The sequence below is a fragment of the Rhizobium sp. AN5 genome, assembly GCF_900215255.1.
Lineage (GTDB): Bacteria > Pseudomonadota > Alphaproteobacteria > Rhizobiales > Rhizobiaceae > Agrobacterium > Agrobacterium tumefaciens.
In genome coordinates, this window is sequence record NZ_OCMJ01000004.1 from 2,284,986 (window position 1) to 2,301,106 (window position 16,121).

A 16,121-nucleotide genomic window follows, 5' to 3' on the forward strand; every position below is an offset into this window, starting at 1 on the left:
CCCACCGCAGGGATCGGTTGCGCTCCTGCTTCATGTATTCGACCGGATGAGATAGCCGATGTTTCGCACGGCTCTTATCTCGACCGTGGCTTCGGCCTGCGCGAGCTTCTTCCTGATGCGGGAGATATGGGCGTCGAGAGCATTCGATTCGATCTCATCATCCAGGGTGTAAACCGCCTCGACCAGATTTGAACGCGTCACGATGCGGTTCGGGCGTCGCATCAGAGCCTCAAGCGCCAGATATTCCCGCCGCCGAAACTCGATGATGGTACCGGCAACCGTGACTTCATTGCTCTTCGGATCAATGCTCAGATTTCCGAAGCTCAGATATTGGCTGGACAGCGAAGGGCCGCGCCTGTGCAGCGCCCGAAGGCGGGCAAGCAATTCCTCGATCGCAAAGGGCTTGGCGAGGTAATCATCCGCGCCGGCGTCAAGACCGTCAACGCGGTGATCGACACTTCCGAGCGCCGTCAGAACGAGGATCGGCACGGAATGCCTGGCTTTGCGAAGCGAAGACACAAGGTTCAACCCTTCACCATCCGGAAGACGGCGATCCAGAACCAGCACATCGTAAGACTCGTCACGCGCCAGCGCGTCGGCATCGGCAATCGTCCTGACATGATCCGCAAGCACATCACGCCGTCGCAGGGCTTCGAGCAGGGCCCGCGCCATTTCCGGTTCATCCTCAAGAAGCAGGATTCGCAATGACTTTTCCCCAAAGGTGAACTTTTGCCGTCCTCACCACTGGTCGGTGAATGTTGCAGCTACATTGCAGGCAAGGAGCCGGACTATCCTTCTCTCACCCTCCTGCCAGACGCAAATCGACCGTCACACCTTGGATGCCTTATCCCGGCCTGTACCCATGTCTTGCATAAAACCGGTCAAGCTCCCGCTGCTGCGGCACCTCACCGGTGTAGATCGCAATATAGTCCGGGATCCTTTTCATGCGCACGGCCACATCTTCCTCCGATTGCATGGAGATGTAGCCGATCTGCACGAGATAGGTGGTGCGGGCACGCACATCCGCCATATTTTCGGCATGGCCAAAACGCATGAACATGCGCGAAAGCGCATCCATTCTCGTCTGATCGGCCTTACGCACCTCGGCAAGAATATCATCGGATTGAAGAGCCCAGCTGCGAACCGCAAATTCGAACCTGTTGTCGAACAGGCCGGCATCCAGCCAGCAATCGAAAACATTCAGCATCGCTTCTGCCAAAGTCTCCGCATAGGCCTCCGACTGTCTGACGATGCTGCCGGTATTCTTTTCGCGCCAGCGGGAGACGAGTGCGGCCAGCAACTCCTCCCGATCCTTGAAGAACCAGTAGAAACTCGTGCGCGAAAGATTCAGCTTTTTCGCCAAAGGCAGGATTTTCACGGAATCCACCCCGGATTCGAGAAGTGCCTGGTAGGCGGCCTCAAGCCAGCCCTCCTGCGATCCACGCCAACCGGTCTCGTTCAATGTCGCTTCCATGATGATTTCCTAGCAAATCGGTCTAGTCGCGACAAGGCGAATGTCCACTCATGTCAAATGCATAAACACAAGTGTTTTATTAATTGACACCTATGTACATTCCCGCTTAGCCTTCTCCCATAAACGTTCTCGGAGCACGGTCGCCATGTCGAATGACCCCCTTCTTCAGCCCTACCAGCTAAAGCATCTCACCCTGCGAAACCGCATCATCGTTACCTCGCATGAACCCGCCTATCCGGAGGACGGCATGCCGAAAGGGCGCTACCGCGCCTATACACTCGAGCGGGCAAAGGGCGGCGTCGCCATGACGATGACGGCAGGCTCCGCAGCCGTCTCGAAAGACAGTCCGCCCGTCTTCAACAACCTCTTGGCCTACAAGGATGAAATCGTTCCGTGGATCAGGGAAATGACCGACGCCGTGCATGAAGAGGGTGCAGCGATCATGATCCAGCTGACGCATCTCGGCCGCCGCACCCGCTGGGACAAGGGCGACTGGCTGCCGGTGCTGGCACCATCCCACCAGCGGGAAGCCGCGCATCGCGCTTTCCCGAAGAAGATCGAGGATTGGGATATCGAGCGCATCATCAAGGACTTCGCCGACGCCGCGGAACGCATGAAGGCGGGCGGCATGGACGGGGTGGAGCTTGAAGCCTATGGCCATCTCATCGACCAGTTCGTCTCGCCGCTGACCAACGAGCTGGATGGCCCCTATGGCGGTTCGCTGGACAACCGCATGCGTTTCTGTTTCGACGTCTTCCGGGCGATGCGCGAACGTGTCGGCGACGATTTCATCCTCGGCGTTCGATATACCGCCGACGAATGTCTTGAGGGCGGCACCGGAAAGGCGGAAGGCCTCGAAATCTCGCGCCGGTTGCGGGATAGCGGCCTGATCGACTATCTCAACGTTATCAGGGGCCATATCGACACCGATCCAGGCCTGACCGACGTCATTCCCATTCAGGGCATGGCGAACGCGCCGCATCTGGACTTCGCGGGCGAAATCCGCGCAGCAACCAATTTCCCCACCTTCCACGCCGCCAAGATCCAGGATGTCGCCACCGCCAGATACGCCATCGCTTCCGGCAAGGTCGATATGGTCGGCATGACCCGCGCCCACATGACCGATCCGCATATTGTGCGGAAAATCATGGAAAAGCGGGAGGACGATATCAGGCCTTGCGTGGGCGCCAATTACTGTCTCGACCGCATCTATCAGGGCGGCCTCGCCTTCTGCATTCACAATCCGGCGACAGGCCGCGAAGAAACGATGCCGCACGAGATCACCAAGGCGACGGAAAGCCTGAAGGTCGTGATCGTCGGCGCCGGTCCGGCCGGGCTGGAGGCCGCGCGTGTGTGTGCCGAACGCGGCCATGAGGTCGTCGTCTTCGAGGCCGCAAACGATCCGGGCGGCCAGATCCGCCTGACCGCGCAAAGCGAACGCCGCCGCGAAATGATCAGCATTATCGACTGGCGCATGAGCCAGTGCGAAATGCTCGGCGTCACCTTTCACTTCAACAGCTGGGCGGAAGCGGACACGGTGCTCTCGGAAAGCCCAGATGTCGTCATCATCGCCACCGGCGGATTGCCGCATACCGATGTGCTTTCAAACGGCAATGATCTGGTCGTTTCCTCGTGGGATATCATTTCCGGCGACATCAAGCCGGGAACGAATGTGCTGGTCTTCGACGATGCCGGCGACCACGCGGGCTTGCAGGCAGCAGAATTTCTCGCAAAGGCGGGCGCTAAAGTGGAGATCATGACCCCGGATCGCGCCTTCGCACCCGAAGTCATGGCGATGAACCTCGTTCCTTACATGCGCTCACTGCAAAAACTCGACGTCACCTTCACCGTCACCTATCGGCTGGAAGCGGCGGAAAGAAACGGCAACCAGCTCGTCGCCCACGTCGGCAGCGATTATGGCGGCGTGACGAAATCAAGGACCGTGGACCAGATCGTCGTCAATCACGGCACGGTGCCGCTCGACGAGCTCTATTTCGACCTCAAGCCGGGCTCCAAGAACCTCGGCGAAATATCCTACGACGCCTTGCTGGAGGGCTCCGCCCAGACCGTCGAGCGCAACCCTGGCGGTGCCTACCGGCTGTTCCGCATCGGCGACGCGGTCGCCGCACGCAATACACATGCGGCGATCTACGATGCACTGCGTCTCGCAAAGGACATTTGAGAGGGCCGCCGCGATACGCTTTGAAACTCAGGCCTGGATCAAGGCAATGCCACGGTTCTTGAACCGGAGAGTGACATCGCTTTCGGGCGGCAGGCTGGTCTCGACGGCATGGTCGATGATGAAGAGCGTGCCGATATCGGTCTCGACTTCATATTCGACATGCCCGCCGAGATAGGCGCTGTGCAGCACCCGCCCGGCAAGCCCCTGTCCGCCGGATTGAGCGATGGAAATCGAACCTGGACGAACCGCAAGCTTTGCCGGGCCGGGTTTGGCATTGCGTGCCGCAACACGGTGATCGATCCCTCCAACGCGGATCAACGCATCGGCGCCCTCAAGGCTGACCACCTCGCAGCCGACGACATTCGCCTCGCCCATGAAGTCGGCGATGAAGGAAGACGCCGGCGCCTCGTAAAGTTCCCGCGGCGCGCCTGACTGGGCGATCTCACCTTCCTTCATCACGATGATCCGGTCGGAAACGGCCAGCGCCTCGTCCTGATCATGCGTCACATAAACGGCGGTAAAACCAAGCCGCTGCTGCAATTCCCGGATTTCGGTACGAACCCGGCGGCGAAGACGCGCATCGAGGTTGGACAGCGGCTCATCGAGCAGCAGCACCTGCGGCTCCAGCACCAGAGCGCGGGCAACCGCCACGCGCTGCTGCTGACCACCGGAAAGCTCGGCAGGCAGACGATGTCCCATGCCGGCCAGCCCCACGAGCTTCAGACCTTCCTCGGCCTTCTCCCGTGCTTCCGCCTTGCGCAGTCCGGAGGATTGCAGGCCATAAGCGACATTGTCGAGCGCCGTCATGTGCGGGAATAGGGCATAGGACTGGAAAACCATCGAGACATCGCGCTCATTGGCCGGCAGCATGGTCACATCCTTGTCGCCGATCAGAATGCGACCGGCAGTCGGATGTTCGAGACCCGCCAGCATGCGCAGCGTCGTCGTCTTGCCGCAACCGGAGGGACCGAGCAGTGTCACCAGCGTGCCGGGTTCGATGGTGAGCGAAAGGTCGGGGATGGCGGTGAAGGCGCCGAATGTCTTGCGGACATTCTGAAAGGTAACGGAGCCGGGCTTTACGGAAATCATGCGGTTTTCTCCTGAGCGAGAGGAACGGAGGACGCGGACGGCAGTCCCGCGACGCGGTTTTCGCGGCGCAGGCGACGCTCGCCTACAATGAGCTGGAAGCCGGTGATAACAGTGATCATCACCACGATCAGCATGGAGGAATAGGCAATGGCCACACCGTATTCGCCGTTTTCGACGAGACCGACGATATAGGACGTCGCCATGTTGTACTGGGCGCTGACGAGGAAGATGACGGCGCTGATCGAGGTAATCGCTCGGACGAAGGAGTAGACCAGAGCCGCCGTGATCGCCGGGCGCAGCAGTGGCAGGATCACTTTCCTGATTGTGCGGAAACTGTCGGCGCGCAGCGTCAGCGAGGCCTCATCGAGGCTTTTGTCGAGTTGGCTCATTGCCGCAATGCCGCCGCGCACGCCGACTGGCATGTTGCGGAAGACGAAGCAGGCGATCAGGATCAGCGCCGATCCCGTCATTTCCACCGGCGGCAGGTTGAAGGCCATGATGTAGCTGACGCCGATGACCGTTCCGGGGATGGCAAAGCTCATCATCAGGGCAAATTCGAAGATGTTCCGACCGGCAAACTTCTGCCGCACGATGATATAGGCGGTCAGCAGACCGACGGCAGCGGTCAGCGGCGCCGACACCAGCGCGATCTCCATGGTCGTCCAGAACGAGTTCCAGGCAACACCGGTCCAGGCGATCGAGCCATTCGAGAAGCTGACGGAGAAAGCGCGGATGTAGTGGTCAAGCGTCAGCGAATTGTCGAGACCCCAGGTCTTCACGAAACCGCCGACGAGGATCATGCCGTACACGACGATGGTGAAGACCATCCACGGCACGACGACGGCATGGACACCGATGGACAGGCCGCGCGGCAGCGCGATATGCGCGCCGCTGTCACCCTTGCCGGTAACTGTCGCGAAGTTCTTGCCGGCCAGCCAGAAACGCTGGGCGAGGAAGGCCGAAAGCGTGAAGCACAGGAGGATAATGGCGAGAACAGCGGCGCGTGAAGGGTCGTTCTGCGAACCGACGACGGCAAAGAAGATTTCCGTCGACAGCACCCCATGCGTGCCACCAAGCACCAGCGGATTGCCGAAATCCGCCATGCTTTCGATGAAGCCGATGAGGAACGCATTGGCGAGACCCGGCTTCATCAGCGGCAGCGACACCCGCCAGAAGGTGCGCCAGCGGTCGGCGCGAAGCGTTTGCGACGCCTCCTCCATCGACGGGCTGACACCTTCGACCACACCGATCAGCACCAGGAAGGATATCGGCGTGAAGGAGAGAACCTGCGCGATCCATATGCCGGTCATGCCGTAGAGCCAGCGGCCGGGTTCGATGCCGAAGAGATAGGAAAGCCATTCGGTGACGACACCGGCGCGGCCGAAGAGCAGCGTCAGGGCAAGACCGATGACGAAAGGCGGCGTTATGATCGGCAGAACCGTCAGAAGGCGCAGACCCTTCTTGAACGGAAAACGGGTGCGGGTGGCGACCAGCGCGAAACCCAACCCAAGCGCTGTGGAGCCGAAGGCGGTCATCAAGGCGAGGAAGAGCGTTCGCCAGGCAACGCCGCAGCGCTCTTCACCCGTGACACAGCCAAGGCTCCAGATGCCGGGATCCTGAATATTGCGGATGAAGCCATCGGCATTAAAGGAGCCATCGAAATCCTGAACGGATGCGATCAGCATGCTGCCGATCGGATAGAACACGAAAACGGTAACGAGGAAGGCCAGAATGGAAATCGAGCCGACGACAAAGGCATCGCCCTTCATCACGCCACGTTCGGCAAGCCCGAAGGCAAAGAAAAGCACAAAGACCAGCGACATGACGACGGCACCGGCGCCCATGGCGGGTTGACCATCGGAAAGCACGCCGAACAGGTTTTCACTGACGCTCCATGTCCAGCCGGTAAAGCCGATCGCCAATCCCTGCAAAATCAGAACCACGAGACCGGCAGCACCAATCCACGCAAGAAGCTTGCCGCGCAGCATCGGATCGCCAATCGGGCGGACAAGGCATCCGGCAAGGAAAAACAGTCCGGCACCGGCAAGCCAGGGTTTTCCATAAACCAATATTTGCAGCACACCGGGCGCATTGCTGGGGGAAGAGAGAAACTCAGACAGCCAGCGGAAGCTGAAGAAGCCGCCTTCAATGCGATACCAGGGAAGAAAAACCAGGGCAAAAGCCCCGAGCGCCAGGACAATGTTCAGCCTGCGATTGCCACGTGTCATGGCCGACCTCGCTTATTTCATGCCGATGAAAGAACGGCGGGTATCCCGGCTTTCAAAAGCCGGGATACCGATCGCCGGAGTTCAGATCAGTTTGCGACTGCACCGACCTCGCGGTCCCAGCGTTCCAGCAGCGCCTTGCGCTTGGCCGGGTCGCCATAGGTCTTGAAGTCGTAGTCGATGAGCTTGATGTCCTCGAACTTCGGCGCTTCCTTCGGCACTTCCGCCGTCTTGTTGGATGGAAGCTGGAAGGACTTGGCGTCCTTCATGCGTGACTGGACCTCTGGCTTCAGCGCCCAATCATACCAGGTCTTGGCATTTTCGAGGTTGCGGGCACCCTTGATGATCGACATGGAGCCAATTTCGTAGCCGGTACCTTCGCAGGGCGCGATGGACTTGACCGGGAAACCTTCCGCCGTCTGCGCCACGGCATCATGCATGAAGACGATGCCAAGTGCCGTCTCGCCACGCGCTGCCGCCTTCACCGGCGCGGAGCCGGACTTGGTATATTGCGAGATGTTGACGTTGAGCTTCTTCAGATAATCGATCGCCTGGTCTTCGCCCATGATCTGCACGAGCGAGGCAAGCGCCGTATAGGCTGTGCCCGAAGAGTTGGGATTGGCGATCTGGATTTCGCCCTTCAGTTCCTGTGCCAGCAGATCGGCCCAGCACTTCGGCTCCTTGTAACCCTTGGATTTGAAGATTTCGGTGTTGTAACCCCAGCCCAGCGCGCCGGCATAAACGCCGACGGTTCTGTAACCGGTGCTTTCCGCCTGTTTGACGGCCCAGTCCTGCAGCTGATCCAGCATCGGCGACTTGTATTCGAGCGTTAGGTTTTCGGAAGCCGCCTGCATGTGCGGATCGCCGGTGCCGGCCCACCAGATATCGGTCTTCGGGTTGCGGGCTTCCGCACGCACCTTGGCATAAGTTTCGCCGGAAGACAGGCGAACCATATTGACCTTGATGTCATGCGACTTTTCGAAATCGCCCTTCATCTGTTCGCAGATGACGACATCGGCCGAGCAGATCAGATTAAGCTCGCCTGCCGCCTGCACCGATGTGGTGCCGAGTGCCGTACCGGCAAAAAGCAATGTGGAAAGTATCGTCAGTCGCATGGTTATCCTCCTGTAGCTTGCGTCTGAATGGTTCGGCAGTCCACAAACATGGCGCTGCCGGTCGCGGCATCGTGTGCTGCCACGCTGTCTGTCTTTTCGGTCTTGGATTGCTGACCCCTACTGGGTCGGGTGAATTTCGTTGTCGAAGCGGGTCAACAATCGACTTCGCTCTTCGGGTTGGCCAAAGGTGGCGAAGTCGTAATCCACCATCTTGATCATCGATATATCGGGCGCAGTCAGCGGCAATATCGCACGGGCGTTGGATGGCACCTGGTTCTGCCCCGCCTTTGCCCCGGTTGCCTGTCCTTCCGGGGTCAGCGCGAATTCAACGAAGGACTGCGCCAGCGCATCGTTGTGGTTGCCCTTGACGATGCTGACCGCACCGATCTCGTAACCGGTTCCCTCGCAAGGGGCGACGATCACCAGCGGAAAGCCTTCGATCTTCTGTGTCACGGCGTCATGCATGAAGGAAATCCCGATCAGAATCTCCCCCCGCGCCGCCGCCTTCACGGGCGCCGAGCCGACCTTGGTGTAACTCACCACATTCTGGTTGAGCTTGCCCATGAAACTGAAAGCCTCCTCCTCGCCAAAGAGCTGGACAAGCGTGGCAAGCATGGTGAAAGCCGTGCCGGAATAGTTCGGATTGCCGGTCTGGATATGGCCGCGATAAATCTCCTTCGCCAGATCCTTCCAGCATGTCGGGGCCGGCAGATTGTTCTTGGCGAGCAGTTCCGAATTATAGGCAAAACCGAGCGCACCGGCATAGATTCCGGCCGATTTCGATCCCGACATCGCATTAAAATTCTGCGCCCATGGCAGCAGATCCTGCTGATGGGCGGGCTGATACTCTTCCAGAAGGCCTTCCGAACCCGCCTGCAAATGAGTGTCGCCAGTACCGCCCCACCAGACGTCGACAGTCGGATGGGCGCGTTCGGCACGAATCTGATCGAGGATTTCGCCGGTGCTCTTGCGAACCATCGAAATCTCGACCCCCATCCGCGCTTCGAAAGCCCGCTGCATGGTCACGCACCAAGCCTCGTCGACGCCGCACAGGACGTTCAACTTCGTTGCGGCCATGCCATGCCCTGCGCCGCACAGCCATAAGGCCATGCTCGCCGCAAGTGCGGTCAATGCTCTCAATTGAGCCTCCCTGCTTGGAACCTCCCCGTTCCAATCTCCGCCATTAGCATGTCACATCCTGACCGCACCGCAATCGAAGAATGGTTACCAATCTTTCCGAACAAGATTACAGATATTACAAATATGACAGGGCGGATAACCAGCTAGGCTTTGAAGATCGCGTCTGCCGCGCCTATGATGATGGCGGGAGGAATACGCAGTGTTTAATCAGAAGGTTCGCATTCTGATCGTCGAGGACGATCCGGATATGGCAGAGCTTATCTCGGACCTCGTCGAGGCCGAGGGCTGGCTGCCCACCTGCGCGCGCTCCGCCGAGGAAGCGGATGAGATATTGGCGAAGGACGTGATGCAGTTGGTGCTCGTGGACCACAACTTGCCCGGCACCTCCGGCCGCACCTTTGCCCAGAGACTACGCAGTAAGGTCGATATCGGCATCGTCATGGTAACGGCTGCCGGCAGCGCCGCCGACCGGGTTCTCGGACTGGAAACGGCGGCCGACGATTATGTCGTCAAACCCTTCGAACCGATCGAACTCACGGCACGGATCAAGGCCGTTCTGCGCCGGACAATCCCCTCCCTGAAGCAGGAAAAAGACAGTGAGCGCGACCACGGCCGGGCAGCATTGCTCCTCAGCGACTGGGCGATTGATCTCAATGCCCGACAGGCGGTCTGCCTGACCGATCGCAGCAGAACGCTGACAAGTGCCGAATTCGCACTTCTGGAAATTCTGGCCGAAACGCCCAACCAGCCCGTCAGCCGCTCCCAGATTCTCGACAGGCTCGGCTCGGAAAGCGACCGCTATATCGATAGAAACGTCGATGTGCTGGTACTGCGGCTGAGGCGCAAGATCGAGCGAAACCCCGATCTGCCGCGTCACATCAAGACGCGGCGCGGCAGGGGTTATGTGCTCCACACCGACGAGGGCGAGCTTTCTCCGTGATCAGCCGCTCATTCCTTTCCTCGATCGCCTTTCGCCTGCCCTTTGCGATCGTCTTCATCTGCATCCTCGTCTTCAGCCTATCCGCCATCGCCATCTACGGCCTGCAACGCGCTCGCGATGAAATGGCCGCCTACGGCCTGCAGGCCTTTTCCAGCCTTGCCAAGGCATCGCTGGTTTCGCGGCAGGTCTCCGACCTCGTCTCGAGCGCACCGTTCCTGATGAATGCCGCCTCGCCCTATCGCGTCTCCAGCGAAAGCCGGTCCGTGGTCCAGCAGGTCGATATCCTGCTCGAGATGACAGGGCCCGGCAACGGTGATCGGGTCGCCCGCGGCTTTGCCAACGAGCGCATCGTCGAACTCCTCGAATTGATCAGAACACAGACGCTGGATCTGGCAAAGGATGCCGATGCGGCGCAGGGCCACAAGGCGGAAGCGGCAGCCGCGCTTGGCGAAATTGCCACGGGTCGCGGCATCACCGATCCCGAACTGCGCCGGCGGATGAACGGCATCGTGCAGGCCGCATCCGCATCCGACAGCCTCTTCCAGCTTGGTGAACTGCGCCGCCGCTATGTTGCCGAAACCACCGCGCGCCAGGAAGGCTATCCCGGAGAGCGGCTCCCCGTGGCCGAGTTGCAGCCCTATGAGCGGGTCTTTGAAGCGCAGAGCCGTTACCTCCTGGAAATGTTTGCGATCCGCGCCTCGGTGTCGCGGCTTCACATCGTGTCGCGCGATCTGTCCCATGTCACCGAAACCCAGAGCGATGCGGTTGCCCGTAGCCTCAACGAGGACCTGATCTCGACCTCGGACGCTCTGAGCCGGCTATTGGTCATCGTCGCAGTCGCTTCGCTTCTGGTTCTGGTGATGGCAACATTCTCGATCCGATCGGTGATGCGTGTCTCACGCGGGATCGCGACGCTTTCCAATGGGATGAACGCGCTCGCCAAGGGTGAAAAGGATGTCGGCCCGCCATCCTACACCGGATCGGAGACGGAACTGATCCGCCTGCTCGATGCATTCCGGGCTTTCCATGACAGCGTCGATCGCGTCTCCCGCCTGCGGCGCACGGCGGAAGCGGCGGCCCGAACCATCCGCTCAACCTTCCGCAACATGAATGAGGGAATAGCGCTGTTCGATCCGACCGGTCGGCCAATCACCATGAACCGCCGGATCATAGAACTTGTCGGTCGTTCCGGCTCGTCGCGTAAGCTGCCGCTTCGCCGTTTTGTCGAACCTATACCGGAGATCGATCCCGCACTGTTCCCTTTCGAGAGCGGCCGAGGCGAGTTGATGGACCGGGCAGTCGTGCGCCATCGCACCGGAGATCAACGAGTGATCGAAGTATCGATGTCACGCCAGCCGGATGGCGGTATCGTGCTGCTCGCCCGGGATGTGACTTCTCTCGATCGTCAGGAGGCGGAGGCCGCAAAAGCCCAGAGGCTTGATGGCATCATGCGCATGACCCATCAGGTCAGTCATGAAGTGGGCAACATGATCGGCATCATCACCGGCAGCCTCGGCCTGCTGGAGCGCGAAGCCGGTTTCAACGATCGCCAGAAACGCCACATCGCGCGCATCCGCAAGGCGGCGGATCGCGGCCGTTCTCTGGCCAGCAGCATGCTGACCATCGGCAGCCAGCAGCCCATTCATCCGAGCTGCATCAACGTCGCAAACCTGCTGCGCGGCATGGCCGATATCCTTGAGATTGCAGTCGGTCCGAAATGCCGGATTGCGCTGGAGATTGACGAGGATCTTCCCTCGATTGCGCTAGACCCTGCCCTCCTCGAGCAGTCCATCCTCAACCTTTGCCTGAATGCGGCAGCGGCCATGCCCGATGGTGGCCTGATCTCGATCAGCGCCGCGTCCGAGAAGGATGCACTTGTGATCGCGGTCACCGACGAGGGAGTGGGCATGACGCCCGAGGCCGTGGACAAGGCCTTCGAGCCCTATTTCACCACCCGGCAGGAACACGGCGGGGCAGGCCTCGGCCTTGCAATGGTCTACGGCTTCGTCCGGCAGAGCGGCGGCGAGGCGCATATCAGCTCGACGCCCGGCGATGGCGCAAGGGTACAACTGACTTTTCCGGTAGGCGCCGACCACGTCCAGATTCGATAAGCCCCGGGAAGGCCTTCCAGGGGGAGAGGAATTCGTCAACCAATTGAGTTGTTAACTCCCGATCAACTCAGAATATTCACTGTCCGTTTCTTCCTGCTCTCTAGGATCACGCCATCCGAGTATGGGAAACAGTGCCGTCGTGAAAAATCAACCAAAAGCTGAAGCCAGTGATCCGCAAGCGTACCTGACCGCGCGCCTTGCAACCGCACAGTCTCGTATCGAGAAGACCTTTCTCGAAGGCGGCTCCGTGCTCGTTTCAGTCATGGACATCCTGAACCAGCTTATCACCATATTGGACCGCATGACGGGTTCGATGGACGGCGATACCGCGGATGCGGCAATGGCCAACATGCAAAAGACCATTGAGGACATGGTCCGCCTGCCGGAAACCGAACAGTTGCGACAGGCCGCCTTCGTTGAAATGAGTTCCCTTTGCAAATCTGCAAACGGCCATGTCGATGATATCCGCGAGACGATCCGTTACCTGAAAACCTTTGCGGTCACGGTAAAGATCACCGGAGCAGGCATCGCCGAATTTTCCTCCTTTGCCGAGGAAATCCGCGAACGCATCCATTTCGGCGGTACTGAAGTCGGCAAATTCGCGCAATATCTCGATCTCATGGACAAGCAGCTTGCCAGAGCGCGCGACGTCTCCTCCGTCATCGGCGCGGATTTCGAAGCAACGATCCCCGGCATCGTCGGAGGTTTGAAGACAAATTCCGGTCGCATCGGCGAACAGCATCGCGCCATGACGGCCATGGCGGCCAAGGTGAAATCCGTCGCGCAGGGCGTGCAGGGCAAGATAGCGGCAACGCTGTCCTCCCTCCAGATCGGCGACATTACCCGCCAACGTGTCGAACATGTGCAGACGACACTCGCCCTGTTCAGCGATTATCTGAATTCCGAAGAGGCGCAGGCGTTAAATTCCGCCGAAATGGACGCTCTTTACGACACCGTTTTCGAGATGGTCAGCGCCCAGATCGACGAGATGGCAACCACGTTCCAGCAGGATTGCCGCAAGATTTTTGCAGGCATCTCAAGTTTCGCCGACGATGCCGCAACCATTCTTTCACTGCGCGACACACTGGTGGAAGATGCTGCCAATGATGGCGGCAGCGCGTTGCAGCTGCTTGAGAAGGACATAGCAAAGGCGTGCGATCTGGCCGGGCGTGTTCAGGAGGGCATGGCGGATGCCAATGCGGTCGTCGCTTCCGTTACCGGTACCGCACAGGACCTGTTGCACGGCATTGAAGTGCTGCGCTCGATCAAGACTGAAATCCATTATATGGCGCTGAACTCGAACCTGCGCTGCTCGAAACTGGGCGACGAAGGCCGGTCGGTCAATGTCGTCAGCGGCGAGCTGCGGGTCTTTGCCGACAAGCTGGAAGGCCCGGCGGATTCGATCGTTGCCGATCTCCACCGGATCGAAAGCGTAATTACAAATCTGAAGACGGCAGAGAACCGGAGCGCCGGTGACCTGCGGGAACCATTGAACGAAGCGCTGGAAGCCATAAGCCACGCGAAGGGTCAGATGGAAACCGGTCTTCAGGATCTCGCCACGGAAGGTCAGGCCGTTTTCAGCCGCATCAGTGCCGCCGTGGTCAAGCTCGATTTCGAAAGCGAACTCGGCGACGTTCTGAAAGAATGCCATCACGTGGCAAGCGGGCTGGCCGCCGGCGGCGCCGGAGACATTTCCGGCTTCGCGGAGAAAATCCAGCCGTTTTCGACACGCGTCTACAAGATCTACACGATGGCGCAGGAGCGCGACGTGCATCTTCGCTACTTGCCGGTCGATCTTGCGTCCGGGCAGAAAGAACCCGCCACCGTGGAAGATGACGACGATCTGTTCGCCGACGCGCTTTTCTAGAGCGTATTCGATTTAAACGGGATCGATGGGGCGCTTCTACTGCGCCGGATTGCCGGCGTCAGGCCGCCTGCATCAGTTTGCCAGGGCTTTTCTTGCTGGAGGCCTCAAGGAGACGGAGAACCTCGGCGGCGAAAGCTTCGGCATTCTGCAGAGCCTTATCTAGATTGCTGACATGGCCGGCTTTCATCATATGCAGGCATCCATCGAATTCGAACATATCGCGAAACGCAGAACGTTCGAAAATGGGCGTATCAAGAACACGTACATTCCTTTGCGCCAGCAGTTCCCGTGCGGCCAGAAGCGCGCGGGTCGCGACCAGCGGATTGACGCGGGTCAGCACGACGGAATGGTCGATCCGGATATTCGCCTTTTCATCGAGATAGCGCAGCAGCTCCAGCACCTGCGCCCCGCCCTGCGCATCCATGGTGCTGCCCTGAACCGGTATCAGCACATGGTTGGAGAGACCGATCGCAGTCGCGAGCAGGGGCGATTGCGCGCCGGGCAGGTCGATGATCACATGATCGAACGCACGGCGGCTGTCGATGACATGCTGCTGCAACGTCGCCGCCGTCACATAGGTGATGACTGAAAAATCGACACGCGCATCGGCTTTTTCACGCCAGCGGGAAATCCAGCGCTGTGGATCGGTATCGATGACGCAAACCCGCGATCCGCGCCGGGCCAGTTCGGACGCCAGGAGAAGAACCGCCGTGGTTTTCCCGGCGCCGCCCTTGGTATTCGCGAAGGTGATAACTGGCATGGCATGATCCGGAAAACTGGGCGGAGACGGTCATGCCTCGCGGAACGCACCTGTCGCATGGTGTTGCCGCCATCATTGGCGAGTTTGGTTAATGCCGGGTAAAAAACGGTCGCGCCATTAGCGGCGGCGGTCTTCGGCCTGAATTTCCAGCGCGATCCTGTCGAGCGGCAGAACCTTGTCGACACCGCCATGGGCGATCGCTTCCTTCGGCATGCCGAAGACGACGGAGGACGCTTCGTCCTGCGCCACCGTGAAAGCGCCGGCCTGATGCATCTCCAGCATGCCGCGTGCGCCATCGTCACCCATGCCTGTCATGATGATGCCCATGGCGTTGGCACCGGCGGCACGCGCGGAAGAACGAAACAGAACGTCCACCGAAGGCCGGTGTCGCGAAACCAGTGGCCCGGTGCGGACCGAAACGCGATAACGTGCGCCCTGCCGTTCCAGCAGCATATGTCTGTCGCCCGGGGCAATCAGCACATGGCCGCGCAGCACCGGATCGCCGTCCTCGGCCTCCTTGATCTCGACATCGCAGAGACTGTTCAGGCGTTTTGCAAATGCGGCGGTAAATTTTTCCGGCATATGTTGAACGATCACGATGCCGGGTGAATTGGCCGGCAGCTTCATCAGCATTGCGCGTAACGCTTCTGTGCCGCCGGTGGATGCACCGACACAGACCACCATTTCAGTGGTGCGTGCCATGGCCTTGCCCGAAGGCGGCGGCAACACGGCATCGGCGGTGAGCTTGGCCTGCGGACCGCTTGCGGCAGCCGAACGCAGTGCCGCCCGGGCAGTGCCGACGCGGGCGTGCGCCGCACTTTTGACGACCTCGCAGATGCGCGTGGCCTGTTCCGCCAGATGATCGGCAGCGCCTATCCTCGGCTTGAGGATGATGTCGACTGCCCCCGCCTCCAGTGCCTGAAGCAGGGTTTCCGATCCGGCCTCGGTCAGCGACGAGCACATGACTACAGGGATCGGTTTCTGCGACATGATCTTGCGCAGGAAGGTGATGCCGTCCATGCGCGGCATTTCCACATCAAGCGTGATGACATCGGGAATTTCTTCCTGGATGCGCTTGGCCGCAACAAACGGATCGGCAGCGGCCCCGATCACCTCAATGCCGGGATCGCTTTCGAGAACCTCCGTCAGGGTCTGTCGGACGCTGGCGGAATCGTCGACGATGAGAACGCGGATTTTTTTCGACATGGCTCTCTGTCG

At 59.8% G+C, this 16,121-nt stretch carries 12 protein-coding genes; 4 read left to right on the forward strand and 8 right to left on the reverse strand.

Features of this window, described 5'->3' with window-relative positions:
• Window positions 1-30: 30 nt before the first annotated feature.
• Together CRP02_RS23925 and CRP02_RS23930 are read right to left on the reverse strand one after the other, a co-directional pair.
• The gene (locus tag CRP02_RS23925; RefSeq protein WP_097172472.1) at window positions 31-705 is read right to left on the reverse strand and encodes a response regulator transcription factor; all 675 of its coding nucleotides are present in this window, start codon (window positions 703-705) and stop codon (window positions 31-33) included.
• 139 nt (window positions 706-844) lie between these two features.
• Window positions 845-1,474, reverse strand: coding sequence for a TetR/AcrR family transcriptional regulator (locus tag CRP02_RS23930; protein WP_179784117.1), 630 nt, complete (start codon window positions 1,472-1,474; stop codon window positions 845-847).
• A gap of 145 nt (window positions 1,475-1,619) precedes the next feature.
• Between CRP02_RS23930 and CRP02_RS23935 the strand changes: the two genes are divergently transcribed.
• Complete coding sequence (locus CRP02_RS23935; protein WP_097172473.1) at window positions 1,620-3,656, forward strand: NADH:flavin oxidoreductase; 2,037 nt, start codon at window positions 1,620-1,622, stop codon at window positions 3,654-3,656.
• A gap of 27 nt (window positions 3,657-3,683) precedes the next feature.
• On the opposite strand, the gene CRP02_RS23940 is transcribed toward CRP02_RS23935, so the two are convergent.
• The 4 genes from CRP02_RS23940 to CRP02_RS23955 all read right to left on the reverse strand — a co-directional run bounded on the left by CRP02_RS23940 (window position 3,684) and on the right by CRP02_RS23955 (window position 9,195).
• Window positions 3,684-4,745, reverse strand: a complete 1,062-nt coding sequence (locus tag CRP02_RS23940; RefSeq protein ID WP_097172474.1) for an ABC transporter ATP-binding protein — start codon at window positions 4,743-4,745, stop codon at window positions 3,684-3,686.
• Complete coding sequence (locus CRP02_RS23945; protein ID WP_097172475.1) at window positions 4,742-6,973, reverse strand: ABC transporter permease; 2,232 nt, start codon at window positions 6,971-6,973, stop codon at window positions 4,742-4,744. Before CRP02_RS23945 ends, CRP02_RS23940 begins: the two co-directional genes overlap by 4 nt.
• An 86-nt stretch (window positions 6,974-7,059) precedes the next feature.
• Window positions 7,060-8,085, reverse strand: coding sequence for an ABC transporter substrate-binding protein (locus CRP02_RS23950; protein WP_097172476.1), 1,026 nt, complete (start codon window positions 8,083-8,085; stop codon window positions 7,060-7,062).
• A 117-nt stretch (window positions 8,086-8,202) separates the two neighbouring features.
• On the reverse strand, window positions 8,203-9,195 hold the full coding sequence (locus tag CRP02_RS23955) for an ABC transporter substrate-binding protein (RefSeq protein WP_179784173.1): 993 nt from the start codon (window positions 9,193-9,195) through the stop codon (window positions 8,203-8,205).
• Window positions 9,196-9,424: 229 nt separating this feature from the next.
• Here CRP02_RS23955 and CRP02_RS23960 point away from each other — a divergent pair, with 229 nt between their 5' ends.
• The 3 genes from CRP02_RS23960 to CRP02_RS23970 all read left to right on the forward strand — a co-directional run bounded on the left by CRP02_RS23960 (window position 9,425) and on the right by CRP02_RS23970 (window position 14,143).
• Window positions 9,425-10,165, forward strand: a complete 741-nt coding sequence (locus tag CRP02_RS23960; protein WP_097172477.1) for a response regulator transcription factor — start codon at window positions 9,425-9,427, stop codon at window positions 10,163-10,165.
• A complete protein-coding gene (locus CRP02_RS23965; protein WP_097172478.1) occupies window positions 10,162-12,276 on the forward strand; it encodes a sensor histidine kinase in 2,115 nt (704 codons plus the stop codon). Before CRP02_RS23960 ends, CRP02_RS23965 begins: the two co-directional genes overlap by 4 nt.
• Before the next feature lie 139 nt (window positions 12,277-12,415).
• Window positions 12,416-14,143, forward strand: a complete 1,728-nt coding sequence (locus tag CRP02_RS23970) for a chemotaxis protein (protein ID WP_097172479.1) — start codon at window positions 12,416-12,418, stop codon at window positions 14,141-14,143.
• Window positions 14,144-14,201: 58 nt separating this feature from the next.
• On the opposite strand, the gene CRP02_RS23975 is transcribed toward CRP02_RS23970, so the two are convergent.
• Window positions 14,202-14,903 (reverse strand): ParA family protein, encoded by a 702-nt coding sequence (locus CRP02_RS23975; RefSeq protein WP_097172480.1) that lies wholly within the window; start codon window positions 14,901-14,903, stop codon window positions 14,202-14,204.
• Between the two features lie 117 nt (window positions 14,904-15,020).
• Window positions 15,021-16,109: a protein-glutamate methylesterase/protein-glutamine glutaminase gene (locus CRP02_RS23980; RefSeq protein ID WP_097100870.1), complete on the reverse strand. Its 1,089-nt coding sequence runs from the start codon at window positions 16,107-16,109 to the stop codon at window positions 15,021-15,023.
• Window positions 16,110-16,121 lie beyond the last annotated feature (12 nt).

What these genes read in the sequence shown, in the direction of transcription:
- CRP02_RS23930 (WP_179784117.1), bottom strand. Translation starts at nt 1,474, where the DNA reads ATGGAAGCGACATTGAACGAGACCGGTTGGCGTGGATCGCAGGAGGGC.
- CRP02_RS23935 (WP_097172473.1), top strand. Translation starts at nt 1,620, where the DNA reads ATGTCGAATGACCCCCTTCTTCAGCCCTACCAGCTAAAGCATCTCACC.
- CRP02_RS23940 (WP_097172474.1), bottom strand. Translation starts at nt 4,745, where the DNA reads ATGATTTCCGTAAAGCCCGGCTCCGTTACCTTTCAGAATGTCCGCAAG.
- CRP02_RS23945 (WP_097172475.1), bottom strand. Translation starts at nt 6,973, where the DNA reads ATGACACGTGGCAATCGCAGGCTGAACATTGTCCTGGCGCTCGGGGCT.
- CRP02_RS23950 (WP_097172476.1), bottom strand. Translation starts at nt 8,085, where the DNA reads ATGCGACTGACGATACTTTCCACATTGCTTTTTGCCGGTACGGCACTC.
- CRP02_RS23955 (WP_179784173.1), bottom strand. Translation starts at nt 9,195, where the DNA reads ATGGCCTTATGGCTGTGCGGCGCAGGGCATGGCATGGCCGCAACGAAG.
- CRP02_RS23975 (WP_097172480.1), bottom strand. Translation starts at nt 14,903, where the DNA reads ATGCCAGTTATCACCTTCGCGAATACCAAGGGCGGCGCCGGGAAAACC.
- CRP02_RS23980 (WP_097100870.1), bottom strand. Translation starts at nt 16,109, where the DNA reads ATGTCGAAAAAAATCCGCGTTCTCATCGTCGACGATTCCGCCAGCGTC.